This window comes from Lactobacillus crispatus (assembly GCF_018987235.1).
In the GTDB taxonomy this organism is placed as follows: Bacteria; Bacillota; Bacilli; order Lactobacillales; family Lactobacillaceae; genus Lactobacillus; species Lactobacillus crispatus.
The window spans coordinates 2,046,624-2,072,595 of the sequence record NZ_CP072197.1 but is presented as its reverse complement, the minus strand read 5'-3'; the positions used below and the strand labels follow the sequence as shown (position 1 = coordinate 2,072,595).

General features: G+C 38.3%; 28 protein-coding genes and 1 pseudogene. 25 read left to right on the top strand and 4 right to left on the bottom strand.

Annotation, left to right across the window (positions count from 1 at the left end):
* Positions 1–2: 2 nt before the first annotated feature.
* The gene (locus J6L97_RS10160) at positions 3–1,127 is read left to right on the top strand and encodes a trans-sulfuration enzyme family protein (RefSeq protein WP_057726791.1); all 1,125 of its coding nucleotides are present in this window, start codon (positions 3–5) and stop codon (positions 1,125–1,127) included.
* A 66-nt stretch (positions 1,128–1,193) separates the two neighbouring features.
* Here the strand turns inward: J6L97_RS10160 and J6L97_RS10155 are convergent, their stop codons facing one another.
* Positions 1,194–2,606: a C69 family dipeptidase gene (locus tag J6L97_RS10155; RefSeq protein WP_035443404.1), complete on the bottom strand. Its 1,413-nt coding sequence runs from the start codon at positions 2,604–2,606 to the stop codon at positions 1,194–1,196.
* Positions 2,607–2,712: 106 nt separating this feature from the next.
* Complete coding sequence (locus tag J6L97_RS10150; protein WP_123811765.1) at positions 2,713–3,747, bottom strand: IS30 family transposase; 1,035 nt, start codon at positions 3,745–3,747, stop codon at positions 2,713–2,715.
* 144 nt (positions 3,748–3,891) lie between these two features.
* Between J6L97_RS10150 and J6L97_RS10145 the strand changes: the two genes are divergently transcribed.
* The 6 genes from J6L97_RS10145 to J6L97_RS10120 all read left to right on the top strand — a co-directional run bounded on the left by J6L97_RS10145 (position 3,892) and on the right by J6L97_RS10120 (position 7,954).
* A complete protein-coding gene (locus J6L97_RS10145) occupies positions 3,892–4,134 on the top strand; it encodes a hypothetical protein (protein WP_005721791.1) in 243 nt (80 codons plus the stop codon).
* Between the two features lie 127 nt (positions 4,135–4,261).
* Positions 4,262–4,885, top strand: coding sequence for a TetR/AcrR family transcriptional regulator (locus tag J6L97_RS10140; RefSeq protein WP_005720956.1), 624 nt, complete (start codon positions 4,262–4,264; stop codon positions 4,883–4,885).
* Positions 4,886–5,037: 152 nt separating this feature from the next.
* Complete coding sequence (locus tag J6L97_RS10135; protein WP_005720958.1) at positions 5,038–5,577, top strand: NADPH-dependent FMN reductase; 540 nt, start codon at positions 5,038–5,040, stop codon at positions 5,575–5,577.
* 13 nt (positions 5,578–5,590) lie between these two features.
* Complete coding sequence (locus J6L97_RS10130; protein ID WP_005720960.1) at positions 5,591–6,139, top strand: NADPH-dependent FMN reductase; 549 nt, start codon at positions 5,591–5,593, stop codon at positions 6,137–6,139.
* A gap of 91 nt (positions 6,140–6,230) precedes the next feature.
* Positions 6,231–7,022 carry a tyrosine-protein phosphatase gene (locus J6L97_RS10125; protein WP_005721790.1) on the top strand — a complete coding sequence of 264 codons (792 nt, stop codon included), beginning with the start codon at positions 6,231–6,233 and terminating at the stop codon, positions 7,020–7,022.
* Positions 7,023–7,024: 2 nt separating this feature from the next.
* A complete protein-coding gene (locus J6L97_RS10120) occupies positions 7,025–7,954 on the top strand; it encodes an FAD:protein FMN transferase (protein ID WP_057726587.1) in 930 nt (309 codons plus the stop codon).
* Positions 7,955–8,093: 139 nt separating this feature from the next.
* On the opposite strand, the gene J6L97_RS11305 is transcribed toward J6L97_RS10120, so the two are convergent.
* Positions 8,094–8,156 carry a putative holin-like toxin gene (locus J6L97_RS11305; protein WP_229036319.1) on the bottom strand — a complete coding sequence of 21 codons (63 nt, stop codon included), beginning with the start codon at positions 8,154–8,156 and terminating at the stop codon, positions 8,094–8,096.
* Positions 8,157–8,370: 214 nt separating this feature from the next.
* Positions 8,371–8,907 carry a CvpA family protein gene (locus J6L97_RS10110; protein WP_005720964.1) on the bottom strand — a complete coding sequence of 179 codons (537 nt, stop codon included), beginning with the start codon at positions 8,905–8,907 and terminating at the stop codon, positions 8,371–8,373.
* Between the two features lie 161 nt (positions 8,908–9,068).
* Here J6L97_RS10110 and rsmG point away from each other — a divergent pair, with 161 nt between their 5' ends.
* The 18 genes and pseudogenes from rsmG to J6L97_RS10020 all read left to right on the top strand — a co-directional run bounded on the left by rsmG (position 9,069) and on the right by J6L97_RS10020 (position 25,954).
* The gene (rsmG, locus tag J6L97_RS10105) at positions 9,069–9,791 is read left to right on the top strand and encodes a 16S rRNA (guanine(527)-N(7))-methyltransferase RsmG (protein ID WP_057726586.1); all 723 of its coding nucleotides are present in this window, start codon (positions 9,069–9,071) and stop codon (positions 9,789–9,791) included.
* Between the two features lie 17 nt (positions 9,792–9,808).
* Complete coding sequence (noc, locus tag J6L97_RS10100; RefSeq protein WP_057726585.1) at positions 9,809–10,645, top strand: nucleoid occlusion protein; 837 nt, start codon at positions 9,809–9,811, stop codon at positions 10,643–10,645.
* Positions 10,646–10,663: 18 nt separating this feature from the next.
* On the top strand, positions 10,664–11,443 hold the full coding sequence (locus J6L97_RS10095; RefSeq protein WP_005721788.1) for a ParA family protein: 780 nt from the start codon (positions 10,664–10,666) through the stop codon (positions 11,441–11,443).
* Positions 11,421–12,308: a ParB/RepB/Spo0J family partition protein gene (locus J6L97_RS10090; protein ID WP_057726584.1), complete on the top strand. Its 888-nt coding sequence runs from the start codon at positions 11,421–11,423 to the stop codon at positions 12,306–12,308. The genes J6L97_RS10095 and J6L97_RS10090 overlap by 23 nt, the downstream gene beginning before the upstream one ends.
* Positions 12,301–12,564 (top strand): DUF951 domain-containing protein, encoded by a 264-nt coding sequence (locus J6L97_RS10085; protein ID WP_057726583.1) that lies wholly within the window; start codon positions 12,301–12,303, stop codon positions 12,562–12,564. The genes J6L97_RS10090 and J6L97_RS10085 overlap by 8 nt, the downstream gene beginning before the upstream one ends.
* A 53-nt stretch (positions 12,565–12,617) precedes the next feature.
* Positions 12,618–13,718 carry a redox-regulated ATPase YchF gene (ychF, locus tag J6L97_RS10080; protein ID WP_005720971.1) on the top strand — a complete coding sequence of 367 codons (1,101 nt, stop codon included), beginning with the start codon at positions 12,618–12,620 and terminating at the stop codon, positions 13,716–13,718.
* Positions 13,719–13,726: 8 nt separating this feature from the next.
* A complete protein-coding gene (locus J6L97_RS10075; RefSeq protein WP_057726582.1) occupies positions 13,727–14,512 on the top strand; it encodes a DUF1129 family protein in 786 nt (261 codons plus the stop codon).
* 146 nt (positions 14,513–14,658) lie between these two features.
* A complete protein-coding gene (locus tag J6L97_RS10070) occupies positions 14,659–16,383 on the top strand; it encodes an ABC transporter ATP-binding protein (RefSeq protein ID WP_057726581.1) in 1,725 nt (574 codons plus the stop codon).
* A 21-nt stretch (positions 16,384–16,404) separates the two neighbouring features.
* Positions 16,405–18,241: pseudogene (locus tag J6L97_RS10065) on the top strand (ABC transporter ATP-binding protein).
* Positions 18,242–18,304: 63 nt separating this feature from the next.
* Entirely contained in the window at positions 18,305–18,646 is a 342-nt protein-coding gene (locus J6L97_RS10060) for a hypothetical protein (protein WP_054832756.1), read from the top strand.
* A gap of 166 nt (positions 18,647–18,812) precedes the next feature.
* On the top strand, positions 18,813–19,499 hold the full coding sequence (croR, locus tag J6L97_RS10055) for a response regulator transcription factor CroR (protein WP_005720977.1): 687 nt from the start codon (positions 18,813–18,815) through the stop codon (positions 19,497–19,499).
* 1 nt (position 19,500) lies between these two features.
* The gene (locus tag J6L97_RS10050) at positions 19,501–20,655 is read left to right on the top strand and encodes a sensor histidine kinase (RefSeq protein WP_057726580.1); all 1,155 of its coding nucleotides are present in this window, start codon (positions 19,501–19,503) and stop codon (positions 20,653–20,655) included.
* A gap of 52 nt (positions 20,656–20,707) precedes the next feature.
* A complete protein-coding gene (locus tag J6L97_RS10045) occupies positions 20,708–22,279 on the top strand; it encodes a UDP-N-acetylmuramoyl-L-alanyl-D-glutamate--2,6-diaminopimelate ligase (RefSeq protein WP_005720979.1) in 1,572 nt (523 codons plus the stop codon).
* 9 nt (positions 22,280–22,288) lie between these two features.
* The gene (locus tag J6L97_RS10040; protein ID WP_005721782.1) at positions 22,289–23,038 is read left to right on the top strand and encodes an aspartate/glutamate racemase family protein; all 750 of its coding nucleotides are present in this window, start codon (positions 22,289–22,291) and stop codon (positions 23,036–23,038) included.
* Between the two features lie 141 nt (positions 23,039–23,179).
* A complete protein-coding gene (locus J6L97_RS10035) occupies positions 23,180–23,503 on the top strand; it encodes a bacteriocin immunity family protein (RefSeq protein WP_054832757.1) in 324 nt (107 codons plus the stop codon).
* A 148-nt stretch (positions 23,504–23,651) separates the two neighbouring features.
* Positions 23,652–23,876 carry a hypothetical protein gene (locus J6L97_RS10030; protein ID WP_005726533.1) on the top strand — a complete coding sequence of 75 codons (225 nt, stop codon included), beginning with the start codon at positions 23,652–23,654 and terminating at the stop codon, positions 23,874–23,876.
* A gap of 281 nt (positions 23,877–24,157) precedes the next feature.
* Positions 24,158–24,343 (top strand): hypothetical protein, encoded by a 186-nt coding sequence (locus tag J6L97_RS10025; protein ID WP_005720986.1) that lies wholly within the window; start codon positions 24,158–24,160, stop codon positions 24,341–24,343.
* A gap of 207 nt (positions 24,344–24,550) precedes the next feature.
* Positions 24,551–25,954: an FAD-binding oxidoreductase gene (locus J6L97_RS10020; protein ID WP_057726579.1), complete on the top strand. Its 1,404-nt coding sequence runs from the start codon at positions 24,551–24,553 to the stop codon at positions 25,952–25,954.
* The last annotated feature ends 18 nt before the right edge of the window (positions 25,955–25,972 follow it).

The window sequence follows — 25,972 nt, the reverse complement described above, 5'->3', positions numbered from 1 at the left end:
TTATGTGTAAAAATAAAAATGAACTTGCTACTATTTTAGCTCAAGCAGGAAATCACTTAGATGATAAAAACGCAGTTGCACTGCCATTATATCTTTCATCGAATTATCGCCACCCAACGCTAGAACAGGCTAGAAATTATGATCCTAAGAAAGAATACACTTATTCCAGGATTGCGACTCCTAATCGTCAAGCAGTTGAGAAGACAATGACTCAACTTGAAGACGGTAATGCCGCATTTGCTGTCAGTTCAGGGATGGCAGCTATTCAATTAGCTTTGTCTTTTCTAAAAACTGGTGATCACGTCATTTCTTTAGACGACTTGTATGGTGGAGATTTTCGCTATTTTAGATATTTACAAAATCATTATGGGATTGATTTTTCACAGTGGAATGGAAAAAGTATTAATGAATTGCTGGCTAAAATTACTGCTAAAACTAGGTTGATTTGGCTGGAAACACCATCAAATCCAATGATGAAAACTCTTGATATTGAAAAAATAGCCCAGGCTGTTCACCAGAAGTCCCCTGATGTTTTATTGGCAGTTGACAATACTTTTTTAACACCTGTTTATCAACGCCCACTAGAGCTAGGGGCAGATATCGTGGTTCATTCAGCTACTAAGTATCTGTCGGGACATAATGATTTATTAGGTGGAATTTTGGTAGTTAAAGATCCGCAATTGGCTAGTCAATATTATGATTATTACATCACAACCGGAGATACCTTGGATAGTTTTGATTCTTGGTTGCTTTTGCGTAGTCTAAAGACTCTGAAGGTAAGAATGAAACAACACACTGCCAATGCTAAAAAGATTGTTGAATTTTTAAAGCAGGATTCTAGGGTGACTAAAGTTTTGTATCCTAGTCAAGGCGGCATGGTTAGCTTTTATTTGCAAAATGAGCAACAAGTTGAGGCCGTGCTCAATAACGTAAAGGTGATTACTTTTGCGGAAAGTTTAGGTGGCGTAGAAAGTTTAATTACTATTCCTTATTATCAGACCCATGCAGATGTGGCTGAAGAACAGAGAAAACGGTTAGGCATCACTCCAACTTTGCTTAGATTATCGGTAGGACTTGAAGATCCAACAGATTTAATCAACGATCTAAAGCAAGCCTTAGATCGTTGAAAAATAAAAAGAAGGTTGGTACCGCTTCAAAATGATGGTATCAGCCTTCTTTGATTTTGAGCTTTTTTATAAGTTAGGATCCATTTGGAAACGCAGCGGTGAGTCACCAGTTTGTTCGGTGATTAGTTTAGCAATCAATTCTTTATAAGCATCAGTAGCAGTTTTAGCTAATTTGGCATTGGCTTCATCCACTAATTTAATTTGTTGTTCTTGATCCTTTTCTTGGGTTAATTTTTCATCATACTGATGTCTAATTTGAAGCAATTTTTCGTTAGTAGTACTTTGCGTATTGCTTAAAGCGGTGCCGTACTTACCCCAATTACGATCAACCAGGACGCTAGCCAGTTTAAAGACCCAGTAAGCTGAATTTGGTGAGTAGGTTTCTTTTCCATTTTTCCAGGTATTTGGTACCTTAGTGCCTTGAGGATAGAATGGCACATAAACACTTTGCGCAGCCACACCCATAGCTAGCCAGTGAATCATGTTTTCACCGTTTAACTCAAGCAAGTGTGATTCCTGAGTAGTAGCCACAGAGATAGGTCTGAAAGTGGCATTATTTCTGTTTTTCTGATTGGTTAAATCATAGGCGGTGTTGTTGTAGTGATCGCTTAAAACGCGTTGAGCGTCTTGCGCAGAAATTGGTGCATCAGGCTTGCGAATAAATGGCAGGTTAAAGCTTTCGGGTTCTTGTGCTACAGATGGAGTAAGCAGACGTTGACCGCTCCATACTCGTGGTGTGTTGTAGTGTAAGTCACTATCGTCATGAGTGCCAAAAATATCACGCCAAATGAATGGCTGATTTTTAGGCCAGAGTTTATTGTCGTAGACAAATTTTTGCAGGTCTTGAGAATACATGAAGTCGTCACTGGCAAAATCAATTTCTTGAATAGCTAGTTGATTGGCGACAACAGCGTAGGAATCATCTGGGATTCGTTGTGCAACCCAATGATGGCCAGAACCGATTTCCATGTACCAGGCTTCATCACGATCGCCAAAGAGAATTCCGTCAGCTTCTGCTGCACCATATTTTTCTACAATTTCTCCTAAGCGCTGAACGCCTTCACGTGCGGATTTAACATAAGGTAAAACTACGGTGACCATTGCTTCTTCTAAGATTCCTTTGTCAGTATCAAAGGGGTCAACAGCTAAAACGCGGTCATTTGCGTAGGCACTTTCGGTGGCGCTCATTGCTACATGATATTCATTAATTCCGTCTTCTTCGAACACTCCGTACTTATCTGTCCATTCTGGGGTTGAAGAATAAGAGTAGCTAGCTGTTGGTAAATCCATTTCAAACTTATTGTCTTTGGATTTAAAATGGTTTTTCTGTACATTATCTTGATGTGGGTTAAAGGCTAAATGCTTAGGCCAAGCAGTCTTAGCATCTTCATTACGACCGATGATGATACTGCCAGAAAGAGAGGCCTTTTTCCCGATTAAAATTGAGGTGCATGATGAGCGCCAAGCTGAAACTTTCATTGATAAAAACACGCTTTCTAATTCTTTTGATTTTGTAATATAATTATAATAGAAATTTTTAAATTTTTAATTTTCCTGAATTGTCAAATTAAGTGCAACAGTTAGGCTATGAGGAAATATATTGCTTGAAGAGTTCTTCTGCTGTGTGATATTGAAGGATTCGACGATGTTTGCGGTTAATGGCATCAGTTGCCTGTTGAACATAAGCAGCTGACTTATCTTTCATGCTTTTGCCTTTAGGGAAGAATTGACGCAGAAGTCCATTGCAGTTCTCATTGGTGCCTCTTTCCCATGGAGAATATGGGTGGGCGAAGTAGATCTGGCAGCCTTTGATCTTGGTCATATCCGCAAACTCAGAGCCATTGTCAAACGTGATCGATTTAAACCAGGCAGGATGTCTGTCAATCTCATTTTGAAGCAGCCTTTGGCATGTGCTTGCCCGATAGTCAGGAATCTTGATAACTACTTCAAAGCGTGTGGTTCTTTCGGTCAAAGTCATTAAAGCAGGCTGATTCTTGCGTCTGACGCCTTTAACCAGATCTCCTTCCCAGTGCAGCGGCGTTTTTCTGTCTTCAATCTCTTTAGGACGCTGTTCAATGGAATTGCCAAGATTCTTCTTGTGCAAAGCATGACCGCTCTGGCCGTGATGACGCTTGTTCCTGCGTCTTTTGAGCTTCATAGGCAGATCAATATTGCTTATGTCCAGCAAGCCCTGATCAATATAGCGATAGACAGTTGGTGTGCTGGGACAAGGGTAGCCTGGCATAGTCCTTTTGAATTCACCAACGAATTCATCGATGCTGGTGGCATCAAATTTAGCTTTGAAGCGTCTGGAGAGCATTCTCAAAAAGACAGCATAATGCTTCAATGGATTGCGCTGATAGCAGTTTTTGCGACGCTTCTCATAATAAAGCTGTGCAGTATCAGCGTAATAGTGCTCATACAATAAATAGCTGCTGTCTCTTTGCAGGACGCTTCCGCGTTTGATTTCGCGACTGATTGTCGACTTATGGCAGCCGACTTCTTGAGCGATAACAGTACGGGAAGTTATGCCGGAATCCAGCATTGCTTGAATTTGTCCACGTTGTACGCTGGTTAATTGATGATAGTGCTTAGAAATGCTAGAATTTGAATTGGTCATGAAGATCTTCCTTTCTTGATTTTTCGTCACTTCAAGTTTAGGTCTTCATGGCCTTTTTGTTTAACACTTGGTGTTGCACTTCAATTTTAAATCCGGGAATTTTTAATTTTATTTGTTTTAGAACAAAAAAGAGGTTGCAATAGAATGAGTAGTAAACCAGAAAATAAATCGATTGAATTGACAACGGATTATGCAAATCATTCGATTAATATGAAGTTCTCAGATAACCTGACAGATGATCGTGAACGCGGCTATATTTTATCTGCTGCATTCTTTTCGTTTTGTGCTGCACAAGGATTGGACAAGCAAGCAGTTATTGAAATGGCTTCTTCACATTATGATCAATTTACAGGAGACAACGGCTCATCGCTATTTAAGCGATTATAATATTTTTTAATAAGTTAGTGTATAAGACTTGCAATTGTTATTTTTTTGGATATATTATATTGATGAAGAAAAGAAAACAAGTGTATTGAAAAGCACATGTTTTATACAATGATTGAGGTGCATTAAAATGGCAAGAAAAAAAGAAATTAGTAAAGACAAAATTTTAGATACAGCCTACAAGATGGCAATCAAGGATGGTATTGAAGGTTTGACTGCTCGTGGCATTGCTAAAGCAGGACACTTCTCAACCCAACCTTTGTATCTAGAATTTAACAACATGGATGATCTTCGCAATCAAGTTTTGAGAAGAATCTCTAATGACTTGAGAACTCATACTTTACAACAAAAGTACGTTGGTGAACCTTTGATTGACTTGGATTTGTCATACATTGATTTTGCTCAAGCTCATGTTAACTTGTTTAGAGCAATGTTCGTTGATGGCAAGTTTGGTAGCAAGATCATCGCTGACACTTTGATGGAACTTGGAACTGAAAAGTTCAAGGAACAATATCCTGATGTTGATTACGATGATCAAAAGATTCATGACATCGTAATTGCTAACTGGATTTCTACTACAGGTATGGCTGCATTGATTGTTAATGAGATTGCAAGCTTCAGCCAAACTCAAATCGTCAATGTGTTGAATGCTCAAATCCACGATGCTATGCTTAACAATCGTCTCAGCGAAACTCAAGAAAACCCAATGTTTGCTGCCGACGAAGAAGCTTCGCTTAAGGATAACTTGGCATAGAAATTTCACCAATCATTTGTGCTTTTCATTCAGTAGAGGGCGCCTTCATTATCGAAGGCGTTTTTTCTTGTTGTTATTAAAATTAAAATGACATAAATTAAGCTACATTAGTCTATAATGATAACTAAGAGGATTTTTGAAAGGTGGTTTTTATGAAGGTATTAGCTTTATCGGGCTCCAATGCCGATAACTCATTTAACGAAAAATTACTTAAAGTCATTATTAAGGACTTAGGCGATAAGTATGATTTTGACTTTGCGACTGTTAAGGGCTTGCCTATGTATAAAGAAGGCGTTGATGCTCCTGCTAGCGTATTAGCTTTAGGTAAAAAAATTGCTGATGCAGATATGGTTTTGATCGCTTCACCAGAACAGCAACACTCAGTTTCAAGTGCCTTAAAGAGTGCACTTGAATGGCTTTCTAGTTCTGTTCACCCATTCCATGATAAGCCAGTAGTTATTGTGTCAACTTCACCAATGCCTCAAGGTGCGTCTCGTTCGCAAACTCGCTTGAAGAGCATTTTGGGCGCACCTGGTTTTAGTGCTCATGTCTTTGCTGGTGACGAATTTATGATGGGTTTGGCACCAAAACAATTTGATGATAAAGGCGACTTGACCGATGCAGGTACACTTAAGTTTTTGAATCACTTCTTTGATGAAGTTGATGATTGGTATGCACAACTTACTAAGTAGGGGGCTTATTTAAATGAAAATTTTAGCAATTGTTGGTACAAACGCTCCATTTTCTTTCAATCGTTTTTTAGCAAAATTTATTGCTAAGCGTTATGGTGAGCAAGCTGATATTGAAGTTAAAGAAATCGATCAACTTAAGCCTTTCTGTAGAACTGATGAGCCAGATGATGTTACTAAGAAGTGGATCGAGGATGTTAAGAATGCGGATGGTGTAATTTTGGCTACACCAGAATATGATCACTCAATTCCAGCTGCCTTAAAGAGTGCGCTTGAATGGTTAGGTTCACATGCTGGTCCTAATGTGATGAAGATGAAGCCGGCTGCAGTTGTTGGTACTTCATACGGTATTCAAGGATCTAGTCGTGCGCAAGAAGATGCTCGTGAAATCTTGCTTTCACCAGACATGAGTGCCAATGTTTTGCCAGGCAATGAAATCTTAATTGGCGGTGCTGCAAGCAATTTTGATAAAGAAACTGGCGATTTGACCAATGAAGATTACATTAAGCAACTAGATGCTATGATGGCTAACTTTATTAAATTTGTTGAACAAGCTAACAAATAATTTTGCGTGACTTGCCACGTGATAGTAAAATTACCGGATAGGGACACTATCCGGCTTTTTTATCAAAATACTTAATAAAGAGATGAAATTAATGAAACCAAATATTTTGCCATTAGAAAAAGTTTGTAATCCGCGTGATTTAGGGGGATATGTTGGCTATCAGGGACGTAAGGTCAAGATGCATCGGTTATTAAGAACGGGCAAGATTAGCAACATAACGAGACATGATCAAGAGTTTTTGCTCAATTATGGCTTGACTAAGATTATTGATTTGCGTTCACCAACTGAATGTGACCATTGTCCAGACAGCAAAATCCCTGGCGTAGAGCATTTCTGTATTCCAATTTCTGTTGATGACAACACCAAAGGCGGTAAGAAAGACTTAACCCAAGTATTCGCAACTTATCGTCAAGATCAGTATGCTGGCTTTAGAATGATGTGTGAGCGTTACAAGTCACATGTATTGAAAGAACACGCTCAACATAGCTTGCATAAAATTTTAGAGCTGTTGGCCAATACTGAAAAAGGTGCTGTACTTTATCATTGTTCAGAAGGAAAAGACAGAACTGGATTGGTAACTGTAGTCTTGTTATATCTGCTTGGCGTAGATATGGAAACAATTAGACAGGACTATTTGTACTCAAATTATATGCTTAATAACTATCGGGCCAAAAGAGATAAAAAAATGCAAGAAGAGGGCGAGAATCTTTGTTTTCGCGCTAATATGCGAATTTTAGGTTCAGTTTCTGATGCTTTTTTGGATACTTCATTAATCGCTATTGAGCAGAATTTTGGTAGTTTCGATAACTTTTTACAAGAAAAAATTGGCGTAACGACAGAACTACGTGAAGCGTTGCGTGATTTATATTTGGAAGAGAAATAATTATGATTAAAGATTTAGCATTAGAGCAGGTGGTTGGTGATCATCATGCTTTAGGAACTTCAATTACATTGCAGATTTTTGGTACTCAAAATCGTGATCTATTACAAAAATCATTTGATTTAATTGATCATTACGAAGATATTTTTACCGTTAATCGAGATGAATCTGAAGTAATGGATATCAATCATGCTGCTGGAGAACATCCGGTACAGGTCTCTAGTGCTGTGTATGGTTTGGTTAAATTGGCAGTAGAAAAGAGCCGTGAGAATTTTGGCTTTAATGCTCTGATTGGACCAGTTGTTAAGCTTTGGCATATCGGTTTTAAAGGCGCACATGTTCCTAAAGATGAAGAAATTAAAGATAGAATGCTGTTAACTGACCCATTTAAGGTGGTTTTAAATGACAGTGACCAATCTGTTTTTCTTAAAATGAAGGGCATGGAGCTGGACCTAGGTGGAATTGCTAAGGGCTGGATTGCCGACCGAATTCGTGACTTGTGGCGTGCATATGGCGTTGAAGCAGGAATTATTAATCTGGGCGGTAATATCTTGTTAGTTGGTGATTCGCCTAAAAGAATTAGTGGCCAGTGGTCAATTGGTGTGCAAGATCCTAAACAGCCGCGAGGCGACAATATTACGTCAGTTATGGTGCCTGAATGCTCAGCCGTTACTAGTGGGACATATGAGCGCTACTTAGTAGTTAACGGTAAAAAGTATCACCATTTGATTGATCCTAGAACCGGGTATCCTGTAAAGACTGATTTAGCTGGTGTTACTACTTTTACCAAAACATCGGTTGAAGCAGAAATTGAATGCAAACGATTATTCTTTGCTGGCAAGCCACTAAAGGGTTGGCATGATAACTCTGATCGAATTGGTGCAATCTTTGTTTATAATGATGAACATATTGAATATGATAATTTCGGTGATTAGTGAAATATGCTATAATAACTAAAGAAAAAGGAGTCCTAGGGACTCCAAGCAGCCCGCTTTAAGAGCGGCGGCTTCAAATGTTAAATTTTACGTTAAACGCTACTCAATAACTGGCCAAAGTATGTTTGAGCGGCGTTTTTTATTTTTTGTGGTGGTCAATATATGTCAGCAAAGCCAACAAAAATGTACCGAACAAAAGCATCAAGGAGATACTCTCGTAAACCGACATGGCTGGAACCCTTTCATCAATGTAGCCCATAGGCCTCACCTCCGGGGGAAAAACAGCCGCCGCTCATAAAACTTCCTGCGCTAATAAGTATATCGAATGTTGGTTCATAAATGTAGTATTAATTTAGTTAAAACATATCAAGAAAGACCTGCTCATTATGATACAAGCAGATCTTTTTTGATATATTTTATCCCACAGTTTTGCCAATATTAAAGATATTATTGAAGACACCGTTTGAAAGCCCCGGTGTGTTGTAAATGATAAACCTCAAAAAGCTAGAATCAATTGTTTGCTGCATAAACCATGGATTTTGTAGTGCATTGAACATGGACAAGACCACGTAAACAACAAAATAACTAGCAATTAGGGAGGCTAGAGCACCCAAGACATTGTCGAGAATACTGCCTAAGTTAGTCGCATGTGGATTTTTGTTAGGAATCCAGCTTTTGACAATCTTCATGATCATTTTGCCCACGAAGAAAACAATAAAGAAAGCGACAAAGCGTGCAATCATTAATTCCACGTTGTTAGTGGAGTTAGTCTTAATCATTTCTCCAGTGTATTGTGTGTATAGCCAATTACCGAATGGATTTTGCATGAAAATGGCAACCATAAAGACAATGGCGGAACAGATTAAACCGATGATATAGCGTGTAAAGCCTGTTTTATAGCCTAAATATGTTTTATATGCTAAGTAAGCTAAAACAATTAAAGTAACAATCATATTTTTAACTCCTTTGCGCCTTATTATACCCTATTTTGCGGGCGGCAAAACTTTGACGATTGAGTAAAAATACTTCATAATTGATAAGATGAAATATCTTTACTAATCAATGCATTTTGCGTTAAATTTAGAGGTGTGAAACAAGGTTTCACGGGTGAAAAATGAATCCTGAAAAATTTATTTTAGAACTATCAAAACACAATTTTAAATTAACTGACCAACAAATTGAACAATTTAAAATATATTTTAATTATTTGATCGAAGTTAATGAGCATGTCAATTTGACACGAATTACCGAAGAAGATGAGGTTTACCTTAAGCACTTTTATGACAGTATTACGCCGCTGTTTACTTTTGGCGATGTTTTTAAAGATGGTGCTACTCTTTGTGATGTTGGTGCTGGTGCTGGTTTTCCATCAATTCCGCTCAAGATTTTGCAGCCAGAATTGAAGATTACTATTGTTGATTCTTTGGCAAAACGATTGACTTTTTTAAAGAACTTAATTACTAAGTTAGACTTGAAGGACGTCGAATTAGTTCATGGCCGCGCTGAAGACGTTGGTCAAAATAAGCTTTATCGAGAAAAGTTCGATCTCGTTACTGCTCGTGCGGTTGCGCGGATGAGTGTTTTGAGTGAATATTGCTTGCCTTTGGTGAAAAAAGATGGTTACTTTATTGCCCTCAAGGGACCAAAAGCCGAAGATGAATTGGATGATGGTCAAAAAGCTCTTGAATTGCTGGGCGGTAAGCTGATTAAGGAAGAAAAATTGACTCTACCTGAGAGCGAAGAAGAACGAACTCTAATCTTAGTTCAAAAAGTCAAAGCAACACCTAAAAAGTATCCACGTCAAGCAGGCACGCCGCGGCGCAAACCGATTCATTAAACAGAAAGGGGTATATTATGTCATTATTTTCTTTTATGCATCATGATGATGAAATTCCTAAGAATAAACAGGTTCAAGATCTTGAATTGAGCAAGATTGTTCCTAACCGCTATCAACCACGGCGTGAATTTTCTGATGATTCAATTAAAGAATTAGCTGAAACACTTGATAAGGATGGCTTGCTCCAACCTATCGTAGTTCGTGAAGATGGCGATGACGAGCAATATGAGATTATTGCAGGTGAAAGACGTTATCGTGCAGCTAAAAGCTTGGGCTGGCAGACTATTCCTGCGATCGTCAAGAATATGAGTGATGATCAAGCTGCTTCATTAGCTTTGATTGAAAACTTACAGCGTGAAGACTTAAATCCAATTGATGAGGCAAAAGCTTATACCAATTTAATGGAATTGAATGATTTGACTCAAACTGCTTTGGCTAAAAATATGGGTAAGTCTCAATCTTATGTGGCTAACAAATTGCGCTTATTGAAGCTGGATGATAATGTGCAGCAAGCTTTGATTGCTGGCAAAATTACCGCTCGTCATGGTCGTGCAATGATCGGCTTAAGTAATGCAGATCAAGATCGCGTTTTGACAGAAATTGAAGCAAAAGGCTTAAACGTTAAACAAACTGAAGAGATTGTGCAAGATGTGGATGTTTACTTTAACCCTAAGCCTAAGGCTAAAAAAGAAGCTAAGCGGGTCGTTAGCCGAGTTCCTAAAGACTTAAAGGTACAAATTAACACCATTAAGAAGGCGGTTAAGTTAGCCGAAGACTCAGGAATTAAAGTCAAAGTAACAGAAAATAAAGATCCGGATGATTATAAGATCACAATTGAATTGAAAAGGAAGTAATAGGGAAGGATGAACAATATGGTAAATGTAATTTCGGTTGCAAACCAAAAAGGTGGCGTAGGTAAAACCACTACGACCATCAATTTAGCAGCCTCAATTGCCGACCGTGGTTATCGCGTTTTAATTGTGGATATTGATCCGCAAGGTAACGCCACCTCTGGTTTAGGAATTGAAAAATCAGAGATTGACCAGGACATTTACAATGTTTTGATTGACGAAATTCCTATTCAAGATACTATTCACCATACTTCAACGCCAAAGCTAGATATGGTTCCAGCCACAATCAACTTGTCTGGTGCTGAAACGGAACTAATTTCAATGATGGCTCGGGAGACACGCTTAAAGTCAGCTTTAGATGCAATTAGCGATCAATATGATTTTGTCTTTATTGACTGTCCGCCATCATTAGGGCAACTTTCAATTAATGCTTTTACTGCATCTGATTCAATTTTGATTCCAGTTCAGAGTGAATATTATGCTATGGAAGGACTTAGCCAACTTTTGAACACAATTCGTTTAGTCCAAAAGCATTTTAATAAAGATCTTGGCGTAGAAGGCGTTTTGTTAACAATGCTTGATGCCAGAACTAACTTGGGTGCTGAAGTGGTTAAAGAAGTGCAGTCCTACTTTAGCAAGAAAGTTTATAAGACCATCATTCCTCGAATTACTAAATTAGCTGAGGCCCCAAGTTATGGTCAGCCAATTACAGAATATGCACCAAAATCTCGTGGTGCCAAGGTATATGATGATTTAGCAAAAGAGGTGTTAAAAGCTCATGACAAGAGACTCAAGAAGTAAAGAGCCAAGAAAAAAGGGCGGCCTAGGTCGTGGTCTTGAAGCCTTATTTGAGGATGAGCCTCAAGTTCAAGAGGCAGAAGAAGTCCAAGAACTCGATTTGGGCGATATTCGGCCGAATCCTTATCAGCCTAGAAAAAGATTTGATGATAAGAGCTTAAAAGAACTGTCGGATTCTATTAAGGAAAATGGTGTTTTCCAGCCAATTATCGTGCGCGAATCAGTTAATGGATATGAGATCATTGCTGGTGAGCGTCGTTTCCGTGCTTCTAAATTGGCTAAGAAGAAGACTATTCCAGCAATTATTCGCAAGTTTAACGAAAGCCAAATGATGGAAGTGGCAGTTCTAGAAAACTTGCAGCGTGAAGATTTAACTCCACTTGAAGAGGCTCAAGCTTATGAAATGCTGCAGAAGAATCTTGGCTTAACGCAAGAAGAAGTTTCGAAGCGGATGGGCAAGTCGCGACCATATATTGCTAATTATTTGCGTTTGCTCACTTTACCTAGCAAGACTAAGCGTTTACTCCAACATGGTGAACTGTCGATGGGACAAGCTAGAACGCTTTTAAGTTTGAAAGATAAGGAAAAGATTGATGCGCTGGCTAAGCGAGTAGTCAAGGAAGGGATGCCGGTGCGTAAGGTTGAAGCGGTAGTCAGTGAATTGAACGCTAAAAAACCTCGCAGCAAAAAGACCGTCAAGAAATCGGCCTTTATCCGGGCTAGCGAAAGCCAATTGGCTAATAAGTTTGGCTCTAGCGTCAATATTTCAGAAACACAAAAAGGAAAAGGACATTTGTCAATTGATTTTGCTTCAACTGATGAATTGAACCGCATTCTTGATTTGTTAGGTGTTGATTTAGATGGCTAAAGAAATTGTTTATAATTTGGCTGATACAGTTCAAATGAAAAAGCCTCATGCTTGTCAGACTAATGATTGGGAAATCCTGCGCATGGGTGCTGATATCAAATTAAAATGTATGGATTGTGGGCACATAGTCATGATGCCGCGCAGCGAGTTTAACCGGAAGCTAAAAAAGCTATTAACTAAGGCGAATGATCCGGTTAACGCAAAAAAAGAGCAATATGTGCCAAAAGATCGTATCGCTCGGCCAAATTTTGGATAAAATAGACAAGTAAGTAAAAATAAAAAATTGATTTTAGAAAAAGAGGACAACAAATGTCATTAACTGCTGGTATTGTTGGTTTACCAAACGTTGGTAAGTCAACTTTGTTTAATGCGATTACTAAGGCTGGTGCCGAAATGGCTAACTATCCATTTGCCACCATTGAACCAAATGTCGGAATGGTTGAAGTTCCTGACAAGCGTTTGGCAAGAATTCAAGAATTGATTCCTGCTAAGAAGATTGTGCACACAACTTTTGAATTTACCGATATTGCTGGATTGGTTAAGGGTGCTTCAAAAGGTGAAGGTCTTGGTAACAAGTTCCTTGAAAACATCCGTCAAACTGATGCCATCGTTCACGTTGTTCGTGCCTTTGATGATGACAATATTACCTCAGTTACTGGTAAGGTTGATCCAGAAGAAGATATTAATACTATTAACTTGGAACTTGCTATTGCGGACCTCGATGCTGTTAACCGCAGAATCAATAAGGTAAAGAAGGTTGCTCAACAAGGCGATAAGGAAGCCAAGGCTGAAATGGCTGTTTTGAATAAATTGCAGCCAGTACTTGAAGAAGGTAATGCTGCCCGTTCAATTGACTTTAATGAAGATGAACAAAAGATTGTTAAGGGCTTGTTCTTGTTAACTTCCAAGCCAGTTATCTACGTTGCTAACATCGCTGAAGATTCAATGGCTGATCCAGAAAGCGACAAGTATTACCAAATCGTTAAGAAGCATGCCGAAAGCGAAGGTGCAGAATGCTTAGGTATTTCTGCTGCAACTGAAGAAGAAATCGCTGGTATGGCTGATGATGAAAAGAAAGAATTCCTTGAGATGGAAGGCGTAGAAGAATCAGGTTTGGATCGGTTGATTCGTGCTGCATATCATATTTTAGGCCTTAGAACTTTCTTTACCGCTGGTGGTCCTGAAACCCGTGCCTGGACTTTCCACAAGGGAATGAAAGCTCCACAAGTTGCTGGTGTTATTCACTCAGACTTTGAGCGTGGTTTTATTCGGGCTGAAGTTGTTTCATTTGATGATTTAGACAAGCTTGAAACTATGCAAAAGGTTAAAGAAGCTGGTAAGCTGCGTCTTGAAGGTAAAGATTACGAAGTTCAAGACGGTGACATTATTGAATTTAGATTTAACGTCTAGGAGTAAGAATGGCTGAAGAGACAAAGAGAGAACAAGATCAAACAAAAATTAACACTGAAAAACAAGCTAAATTAAAGAAGCAAGCTGAGCTTGATACTCAGGATGAAAAAATTAAGCAGGAAGATCCAAAAGCTTTGCGTGAAAAGTTGAGTAACAAGAACAGTGACTATGTTTTTCGTCTAGAAAAAGAACTGCAAAAACAAGGTTCAATGTCACGTGCTGATGCAGTTGCGATGACTAATGGCTTGCTCAGTGAAATTATTATTGCCCAACGTCATGGGCAACCAGCCAATGGGCTTTACCTGGCTTCACCAGCAATTAAGGCTGAACAAATGCTTCATCCTAAGAAAAAACCAGTGGATATACCAACTTGGCAGTTGATGGTTGATGGCGCATTGCTTTATTTAGCAATTTTTGTTGGTTTATGTGGTATCCTTGCATTATTCCAAACTAAGAACCAACCGTATAATTCACAAATGGGGATTCTGACAATTGCCAGTGTAGGTATTTTAATGGGGATCTTCATGGTTAAATACAATGATTGGCTAATGCCTCAGCAAGGTAAACGTCCTTCATTGGTTAAGCTGATCTTAAGAATGTTGGCTATAGCAGTTGTTTTGTTTGTCTGGATGTGGATTTTGCAAATCCCAGCATTGCGCGTAATCAACCCAGTTTTACCAGCAGTAGCTGACATCGTTATCGCGGCGGCTGCCTATGGTGTACGTTATTTATTCAGAAAGCACTACAATATTGTTGGTTCCGCATTTGCACCAAGGCCACAACAACGTAAATAATTTACCTGTTTTGCAAGCATGTTAATTGAATTTCCGTAAAAATAAGCACATACTTAAACTTAATATAGATAAAAAAGATAAATGGAGATGATCCATTTATCTTTTTATTTGCGAGATTGAATAAAAGAATAGAAGGGTGGGTCTCTATGATCAAAACATTGAGCAAATCAATTAGGCAATATAAAAAATTGTCTTTGCTCTCACCAATGTTTGTTATTGGTGAAGTTATCATTGAAATGCTGATACCATATTTGGTCGGAATTTTGATTGATAACGGAATTATGAAGGGGGATATGTCCTATATTAGTAAAATGGGGCTATTGCTATTAGTGTTAACCATTATTTCGCTAATTTTAGGCGCTAGTGCGAGTTATGTCTCAGCTCATGCAGCTGCTGGTTTTGCCGCAAACTTGCGCCAAGACATGTTCTACCATATGCAGGACTATTCTTTTGAAAATATTGATCACTTTTCAAGTGCCAGTTTAGTTACACGTTTGACTACTGACGTTAACAACGTGCAAATGGCATATCAAATGATCATCAGAATTGCTGTTAGAGCACCAATGATGTTCATCGTTTCAATTATTATGTCAATTATTATTAGTCCGCGTTTATCATTAATCTTTGCAGTTTTAGGACCGGTTTTTGCAATTGCTTTGGGCTTGATTATTAAAACAGCTTATCCATACTTCCCTAAGATTTTTAGAGGGTATGACCGAATGAACCAAGTTGTGCGTGAAAATGTACGTGGTATTCGTGAAGTTAAGACTTACGTCCAAGAACAACCGCAGATTAAAGAATTCAAGAAGTCATCAGGTTTTATTTACAAGTTATTTGCGACTGCACAAAAGATTATGTCTTTGAACGCATTAGTAGTTGCAGCTGTTTTGAATATTTCAACGCTGTCAATCTGCTGGTTCGGTGCAAAAGAAGTGGTTGGCGGTAGTTTACAAACTGGTCAATTAATTTCAATGTTTACTTATTCAAACTCAGTTTTGTTTAGTTTAAACATTTTAGCTATGATTACTACGCAATTGGTTATCTCAGGTGCCAGTGGTCGTCGTATTGCTTCAGTGATTACGGAAGAACCAACAATTGAAGATCCTAAGAAGCCATTGAAACGTTTGACCAATGGTGAAATTATCTTTGATCACGTTAGCTTTAAGTACGAACCTGCGGACAAGGCTGATGCTTTAAAAGATATCAATTTGCACATTAGGCCAGGTGAAACAATCGGGATTATTGGTGAAACAGGTTCATCGAAGTCAACCTTGGTTTCAATGATTCCGCGTCTTTATGATGTTACTTCTGGTGCCGTTCGGGTTGCAGGACACAACGTTAAGTCATATGACTTGAAGACCTTGCGTGATAACGTTGCGATGGTTTTACAAAAGAATGTGCTGTTCACAGGAACGATTAAGGATAACCTCAAGTGGGGTAACGAAAATGCAACCGATGAACAAGTTGTTGCCGCTGCTAAAATCGCCCATGCTGATGGTTTTATTCGTGAAATGCCAGATGGTTATGACACAATGGTGGAACAAGGCGGTAACAACGTTTCTGGTGGGCAAAAGCAAAGAATTACTATTGCCAGAGCCTTGCTTAAGAATCCGAAGATCTTGATCTTAGATGACTCCACCTCAGCTGTTGATACCAGTACTGAACGACAAATTAGAACGTCTTTGGCTAAAGATATGCCAGAAACTACTAAAATCATTATTTCACAAAGAATTGTTTCAATTAAGGATGCTGATCGGATTATCGTCATGGATCATGGTCAAATTCAAGCTATTGGAACCCACGATGAATTGATGAAGACTAACGAACTTTATAGTTCAATCGCTAAATTCCAGGAAGAACAAGGAAAGTAGGTGAGCAATTTGGATCAAGCAATGGAAAAAAGTAAAAATCAAACAAAGGGTAGCAGAACCAAAATATTATTGCGCCTATTGAAACTGGTTAATAGTACGAGTCCATGGATGCTCATCGTTTCCATGATCACTATTGTACTAGCAGCTGCCAGCAACGTTATTGGCTCGTTATTCATTGAACGTTTGATCAATAATTATATTGTGCCTTTAACTAAAGAAAAAGTTCCTAACTATGGCCCTCTAGCTACTGCAATTGCGGTAATGTTTGGGATCTATGCTATTGGCTTTTTATCCAACTACCTCTTTAACATGTTAATGGGTGTTTTGGCACAAAAGGTCCAATACCGTGTTCGTAACGAAATGTTTACCCACATGGAAAGCTTGCCAATTTCATACTTTGACCAAAATGAATTTGGCGATATCATGTCGCGTTATACTAACGATATTGATACCTTGATGCAGATGATTTCACAGTCAATCCCACAGTTTACTAACTCAGCTTTGAGTTTGTTATTCGTGGTTGTCGCTATGTTCTCACTTAGTTGGCAATTGACGGTCTTCTCCTTCATTATCTTTGCTTTATCATTTGGAATTGTGCGTTACTTAACAGTTAGATCAAGTCACTTCTTCCAAGTTCAACAGAAGAAGCTGGGTCAAATCAACGGTTATAACGAAGAAATGCTTAATGGTTTGAAGGTCATCAAGGTCTTCAGCCATGAGCCACAATCTAAGGAAGGCTTTGACAAATATAATGATGAGTTGCGTCAAGCCTCAGGTAAGGCTAACACTTACGCTACAATTTTATTCCCAATTATGGGTAACATGGGTAACTTGCTTTACGTTTTGATCGCCTTTGTTGGTGGTGCTGCCGCAATTAATAGTTGGGCTCCGCTTTCACTTGGTGCCATTGGTTCATTCTTACAGTTATCTAAGCAATTCAGTATGCCAATTGCCCAAATTTCGCAACAATTAAACTCTATTGTAATGGCTTTAGCTGGTGCAGAAAGAATTTTCAACTTGGAAGATCAAAAGTCAGAAGCTGACCAAGGTACAGTTACTCTTTCTAAGAAAAACGATGAAGTCGGCAGTAAGTGGTACTGGAATGTACCACAAAAAGATGGCTCAACCAAGAAGGTTCAAGTACGTGGTCATATTATTTTTGATCATGTTAACTTTAGCTACGTACCAGATCATCAGATCTTGCATGACATTTCCATTAATGCCAAACCGGGAATGAAGGTAGCTTTAGTTGGTGAAACCGGTGCAGGTAAGACAACCATCTCTAACATGCTTAACCGTTTCTACGATATTGATTCAGGAACGATTACTTATGACGGTATTCCAATTAAAAACATTAAAAAAGATGATTTGAGAAAATCACTTTCAATTGTTTTACAGGAAACCCATCTCTTTACTGGCACAATTATGGACAATATCCGCTTTGGTAATCCAGATGCCAGTGATGACGATGTTTATCAAGCAGCCAAGTTATCACACGCAGATGAATTTATCCATGACCTTGATCACGGTTATGAAACTGTGATTGATGGTGATGGCGGCGACCTTTCACAAGGGCAAATACAGCTGTTGTCAATTGCGCGGGCAATGATTGCTGATGAGCCAGTAATGATTCTTGATGAAGCTACCTCAAGTATTGATACTCGAACTGAAAAAATGGTTCAAGCCGGGATGGACAACTTGCTTACTGGTAGAACTAGTTTTGTTATTGCTCACCGTCTGTCAACGATTGTTAACTCAGATTTAATCTTGGTACTTGATCATGGTCATATTATTGAACATGGTAACCACGATGAATTAATCAAGCAAACTCTACACTGGCAAGAAGGAAATTCAATAAGCGTTAAACAAGGCAGCTGCTACTTAATCGTGTTAGGATAAGGGCAGAAAGAAGGCCTTTATTATGAAAAAGGGTAGTCTATGGCTGGTATCAATCTTATTGGTACTGCTTGGAGTGATGGTCTACTGGGATCATGGTTTTAAAGATTTTGGTCGGCCGGGAATGATCTTAACTTCAGTTTTACTTGTTTTAGCGATTTTAATTGCATTCTTTGCGACAGTTAGTGATACCTTTAATTCTTGGATCGGCTCCTGGTGGGTTGTTCCAGATGGTATCTTATTCGGTTTTGCTAGCATGCTTGATTATGCAACAGCACCTAAGATCTGCTGTTTTGCTTTGCTATTTATCGTCTGCGTTTATGTCGAAACTAGATTGCATGATGATAAGGTAAAGCAAATAGAATGAATACACGTTTTTCATGATGGAGAAACGTGTATTTTTTTAGCTTTTGTTTAAAAAGGATAATGAAAGCAGTATATTTTTCTAAAATGTGTAAAATATTCTATATGATATCTGCTAAACTGTAGATAGAAAAACAGAGAATAATAAACAAGAAGGGGGAACATTCCTCGTGAAAATTTTAGTTGTTGATGATGACAAAGAAATCGTAGAACTATTAAGTATCTACCTTAAAAATGAAGGATATGAACCTGTTGCGGCATATAGTGGTAAGGAAGCAATTACTAAATTGACCACTACGCCAGATATCGTTTTGATGATTTTGGATGTGATGATGCCAAATATGTCAGGAATCGATGTAATTAAGGAAGTTAGAAAAGACTCCGATATTCCAATTATTATTGTTTCTGCTAAAACCGGTGATATGGACAAGATTCAAGGATTAATCACTGGTGCCGATGACTATGTTTCTAAGCCATTCAATCCACTTGAAGTAATGGCTCGTGTACGTTCACTTTTGAGAAGAAGTCAAAAGCAAGTTAAGAATGAAAAACCAGATATTTTGGAAGTAGGACCATTGGTAATTAACCGTGATTCACATGAAGTTAAGACTATTGATGGTAAGACTATCCAATTAACTGCCTTAGAATTCGGTATCTTATACTTACTTGCTAGTCACCCTAACCGTGTTTTTTCAGCTGATGAAATCTTTGAACGTGTTTGGCAACAAGAATCAATTGTTTCAGCTAAAACTGTCATGGTACACGTGTCACACCTTCGTGATAAAATTCAAAAAGCCACTGATGGTGAGGATGTCATCCAAACTGTTTGGGGCGTAGGTTACAAGGTCGAGGCATAAGATGAAAAAAGAACGCGTCAAGCTAACTGGCGCCGAAAAGAGCGAATTGTTTGCAGAAGGGGTCGTAACGGTCGTCCTTCTGCTTTTATTAAATTTATCAATTATCATTCTGATTCACTTAGCTATTTTGCAGGATGAAAGCCTGGTCAACGGAATCTACTTTCTAAAAAAGACGATCACTTTTGCAGGTGGCTATCATCTCTGGTCCTGGCAAAACGTATTCATCGTCTTAATGGGAGTGGGCGACTTGGTTGTTTTGTACTGGCGCTTGATTCGACGCTATCACCAAATGCAGCTACGTCACATTATTTTGGAACTTCACTATATTGCTAATGGTCATTTTGATCATCGGATTAATTTTCAGGTACGACCAGAATTGCAACGAGTAGTGGATTCGATTAATTCGTTGGTTGATAGTACTGTAAATTCGATTAATGAAGAACGGGCAATTGAGCAATCTAAGGATGAATTGATCACTAATGTTTCGCACGATATCAGAACGCCGCTAACATCAATTATTGGTTATCTTGGTTTGTTAAAAGCAGGAGTGACTTCGCCAGAAGATCAGAAAAAGTATGTCAATATTGCCTATACTAAGGCAGAACAAATGAAAGCACTGGCTAACGATCTGTTTGAATATACTACTTTAAAGTCGACCAATACTAAGTTAAATCTGAATGATTTGCATATTTATTCAATGTTGGAGCAGGTAGCGGCCGGCTTTGAATTAGAAGCAGAAAAAAATGGCATTGAAATAGAGATTGAAGCGCGGCCAAAGAATCTAACGATTAAGGCTGATGCGGAAAAGCTGGTCCGCGTTTACAATAATTTGATTTCTAATGCTTTCAAGTATGGTACAGGGGCAACTAAAATTAAATTGGTAGCCAATTTAGTCAACAAACGTGAAGTAGAGTTGCGCGTTGAAAATAATGGGGCACCAATTCCGAAGAAATCATTAAATAAAATCTTTGAGCGTTTTTACCGGGTAGAAACTTCGCGAAATACTAAGACAGGCGGAACTGGTCTGGGATTATCTATCACCAAAGGTGTGGTTGATTTACACCATGGTACAATTCGCTGTGAATCAAACGAAAAGTGGACTAGTTTTATTATTCGTTTGCCACTTGATCCGAAGAAAGCGTCACCAACACACTAGCTGTGTTATAATTTTGACTGAAATGTTTTAAATACAACGAGGAGAAAAGCTAATGAGTATTTCCTTAAATACCTGTATATTAATCTTAAAAGAGCATCACTTGCTCAAGTCAAGCGCAGTGCAAGATACAGTAGCTACTAAAATGGACTATGTGTCTTATGACTCACGCGATATTCAAACTAATACATTGTTCTTCTGCAAGGGAGCAGGCTTTAGACCAACTTATTTGTCAATGGCTAAAGACAATGGGGCCATTTGTTATGTAGCTGAACAACCATATCCAGAAGGAAAAGGAATGCACGCTTTAATTGTGCGCGATGTTTCTAAGGCAATGGCTCTTTTGTCAGCTGCTTTCTTCCGTTTTCCACAAGATGACTTGTTTGTTGTAGCTTTCACTGGTACAAAGGGAAAGACTACATCAGCATACTTTTTGAAAGGGATGCTTGATCAAGCAAATGGTGGTAAGACAGCTCTGATTTCTTCAGTTAATGATGTGGTCGGTCCTAAGCCTGAAGATAGCTTTAAGTCAAGCTTGACCACACCAGAGAGTTTGGACTTATTCCGAGACATGAGAACGGCTGTTGATAATGGCATGACTCACTTGGTAATGGAAGTTTCTAGTCAAGCATATAAGAAAAATCGTGTCTTCGGTTTAACTTATGATTTAGGCTTTTTCCTGAATATTAGTCCAGACCATATTGGTCCTAACGAACACCCTAATTTTGCAGATTATTTGCACTGCAAATTACAATTGCTTGTTAACTCACGTAAATGTATTATCAACGCTGAAACTGCACACTTTGATGAAGTCTACGCTGCCGCAACAACTACTACCAACCCCGATAGTATTTATTTGTTTGCCCGCGATAATTTTGAAAATCCAGACTTGAAGCAGCCAATTGATTTCAGATTCTCTTCTGAACAATTAGATATGAAAGAAACTCGGTTCAATTTAGTTTGTGCTAGTGATAAGGCACGTAAATTGCCAATTAATGGTGATTATACTTTAAAGATGCTGGGTGATTTCAACGAGTCAAATGGTACTGCCGCAATTATTGGAGCAGGCTTGGCTGGACTTAACCATGATCAATGTGCGAAGGGTATTCGCGATGTTACTATTCCAGGCCGGATGCAAACCGAAAGAACAAAGAAGCACGGCATGGTTGTAGTTGACTACGCTCATAATAAGGCCTCAATGATGGCTTTAATGAGATTTATGCGTAACGAATTCAACGATCCTAAGATTATTGTTGTTGTTGGAGCTCCTGGTGATAAAGGCGTGTCACGTCGTCCCGGTTTTAGTGAAAGTTTGACTGCATACGCAGATAAAGCATTTTTAACTACAGACGATCCAGGCTTTGAAGATCCAAAGAGTATTGCCGAAGAAATTGATTCAGGAATAGATCACTCTAAGTGCGACGTTACTATTGAGTTAGATCGTAAGAAGGCCATTCATGATGCGATTGCCATGGCTACGCCAGATGATGTTGTGCTAATCTGTGGTAAGGGGGCTGACGCTTTCCAAAAGATTCGCGGAGTAAATACCCCATATCCATCTGATATTGTGGTTGCACAGCAGGTAATTAATGAGTTGGAAGGTCAAGAAGAACACTTTAGAAAGTAAGTGAAAATAGTGAAACACTTCTTTAGTATTATTGGCGGCATGGGAACTATTGCCACAGAAAGCTACGTTCGTTTAATTAATCACCGTGTAAAAATAGCTAAGGACCAAGATTATTTAAATTATATTTTGGTTAATGATGCACAAATTCCTGATAGAACGGCTTATATTAAAGATCATACTAAACCAAACTTTTTCTATGATTTACGTGACGATGTGCTGGGCCAAGCCAAATTGGGACCAGACTTCTATGTGATGCCATGCAATACCGCTCACTATTTTTATGATGATTTGGCTGCATTGACTGATATTCCATTTTTACATATGATGAGAATAGCAGTGCATCAATTTATTGAAAAATACCCACAAGAAAAGAAAATTGGCTTGATTGCGACTGAAGGGTCAATCTATGATCATTTGTATGTGGATGAAATTCATGCGGTTCACCGTGAGGCAGAATTAGGTGGTCCGGAAATTCAACCGATGGTTAATAAGCTCATTTATTCCGATATTAAAGAAAAGGGAATGGTTGATGGTAAATTGTACCACCAGATCTTGCAAAAAATGCATGATGATTATGGCTGCAACGTAATCTTGCTGGGATGTACAGAATTGTCGTTAGCTCAGGAAAAGGCACCAGATCATCCTTACAATGTGATTGACCCACAATCAATTATTGCGGATGTATCGATTGAATTAGCTTTGAAGATTCGTAATGGTATGGATTCTAAAAAAGCATGTGCTAAGTATATGTATAAGTAACTCTGCAATGAGGTAAAAAGCTCTGCTACTTGCAGAGCTTTTTATTAAAATAAATGAATCGATGAAGAACATGAAAGATTCTAAAATGGTTGTAGGGATGCATCCTGATATTAATGAAAAAGTCGAAAAAGAGGGATAAAAATGTATCAAGAAAATAAAGATGATTTAAAACAATGGCTACTAAGTAATATTACTGACCTACTAGTAAATGAAGATACTAAGCCAGAAGAAAGAAAAATCCTACTTGATGCAAAGCATGAGTTAGAAAATGGTGAATCAGCTAATTATGTCTGCAACTTAATTCGAGTTGGTCTTGATCCATTAAGCTGGCAAAGTAAATTGTCACATGATGTGATGAAGTTTCATTATGCAATTACTAGTGATGCTCGTCCCGTATCAGCTAAAGCAGGTGCATGTGGTGGTGCTGCCTTAGGAATGGCTTTTTCAGGTCTTATGGGCAAATAATTATTGATTCAAAAGGGAGATTAAGCGCCATATTTTGCTTAATCTCCCTTATTTTTTACCAAATAAGTCTAAAAAACGACCGAATCTGTCACTTTTGTTTATTGACCTTCAATTTGTGGCACAATATTTTTATGAAAGAGAAAACTTGATGAACAATAAAAACTCTAAACCTAAATTTTCAGGTTTAAATATGCTAATTTCAATTTTAATTGGCTGGGCGATTTTTTTCTTTGGGGCCTGGGCCTGTATGAAATTTAGCTCGGAATTTTTTGCTATGCCTCGCTTTATTGCAGTGATTATAGTTTCTATAGCTGGGGCGGTAGTGATCGGACCAGCTATCTATGGCTTTTTATACCTGGGGAGAAAAAAGTAAATACTAAAAGATGTTGACAAATTGACTAATAAATATTAGTGTATTAGTTGAGTAGTACAGAGAGGACGTGTAGACATGCTGGTAATGAAAATAATTTTTAACGTGCTAATCGCATATTTGGTAATTTGCACAGTAATTTCAATCATTAGAACTGTAGGTGCCAAACGCGAAGAGTGGCATGTTTACAACGGCCAGGGCATGAGCTTCAATCAAGCTTTCGTCAGATACTTCATTGAAGATGCGACTCTGGGTCAAGTGACGATATAGCGGGGGATAGATCAATGCTTTACTTAGTATATATTTTAATCGGTATGTTAATTGTCTTGGGTGTTAATTTGTTAATCACTGCATTTTGGGCTTTACATGATATGTATGTGAAAAAAGAAAATGCAGATTTACCTACTTTTAAAAAGTATTTTGTGAAAAACAATAATATTCCAACTAAGATGTCGGATTTATTTAACTAGAAACTGCCGTAAGGCAGTTTTTTTGTTTTCATATTTTGTGTAATAGTTATTTAAATGAAAGTCGATACTATCGCATTTTAAAGTGAGGTAGTATGGAAATTTGCTTTTTTAGATAAAAAAATCTTTAGTTCTTGTTTTTGACACCGCTTACAAAAGCGGATACATTAGTTAATATAGGATGTTTCAATTTGGAAAGAAGTGTCAAAGATGGACTTTAAAAAATTAACTGCAACAGATATAGATAATTTGAGTAAATTTATCTCAGATCCAGAGCGATTCATTACTAAGCCAACTGTTCATTGGGATCATGACCAATTTAAGACGGTTAGAGCAATGCCTTACTTGGTAATTCAACCTGAAACTAATGAAGAAGTCGAAAACGTTGTTAAATATGCAAGCGATCATCATATTCCTATCGTTCCGCGTGGTAATTCGACTGGTCTAATGGGTGGCAATTTAACCGTTGAAGGTGGCATTTCACTGGATATGGTGAAAATGAATAAGGTTTTGGAATACGAGCCAGAAAGTCTAACGATGACTGTGCAAGCAGGTATTCGGTTGAAAGATATTGAAGAATATTTAGCCAATAAACCATTTACTTATATGCCAGCTCCAGCAATGCATTGGGCTACAATTGGTGGTAATGTGGATACTAACGCCGGTGGGTTGAAAGCAATTAAATATGGCGTTACTCGAGAACATATCCGCGAATTGAAGGTTGTTTTAACCGATGGTAAGCTCTATAAATTTGGTGCTAAGGCAGTTAAGTCCTCATCAGGTTATTCGTTAAAAGACCTGATCATTGGCTCAGAAGGGACTTTAGGTGTAGTAACTGAAGTTACCATGCGTTTATATCCACGTCCGAAGCAATCAATTAACGCTATTATCCCGTTCCCTACTTTGGATGATGCGATTAAATCAGTGCCAGCAATTTTAGCTTCAGGTGTAGTGCCAACTACTGTTGAATTCATGGGTAGAAAGGTCATTAGTCTCTGGGAAAAGTATTACGATGAAAAATTCCCGATTGCAAATGGCGATGGCTTCATTATTCTAGGGCTTGATTCTTTAACTAAAGAGGAATTGGATGCGGAATTAAAGCTTGCCCTTGCAGCAACGAAGAAGTTTAAAGCAGCTGATGCGGTAATTTTAGATGCTAATTCAGAGGAAGCAAAGAAGATTTGGACTTGTCGGGAAGCATTGCTTTTGGCTATTCAAAAGTCTACGCCAAAGATGGATGAAGTTGATATTTGTGTGCCAATTAATCATATTCCTGATGTTTTGCATAGAGTTGATGAATTGGAACAAGAGGTTGGTATGCGAATTCCTAACTTTGGTCATGCCGGCGATGGTAATTTACATATTTATCTTTGCTCAGATGCAATGAGTGACGAAGAGTTTGAGCAAAAGAGTCATTATGTGATTACCGAACTTTATAAGACAGCTAAAGCTTTGGATGGAAATATGTCTGGCGAGCATGGTATTGGTTATGCCCGCAAAGATTGGTTTGAGGATTTCTATGGTCATGATTACACTGAACTTTTGAGAAAGATCAAGCATATTTTTGATCCAAATTATGTTTTGAATCCAGATAAGATTTTTCCAATGGAATAAATTAAATAAAACTGCCGT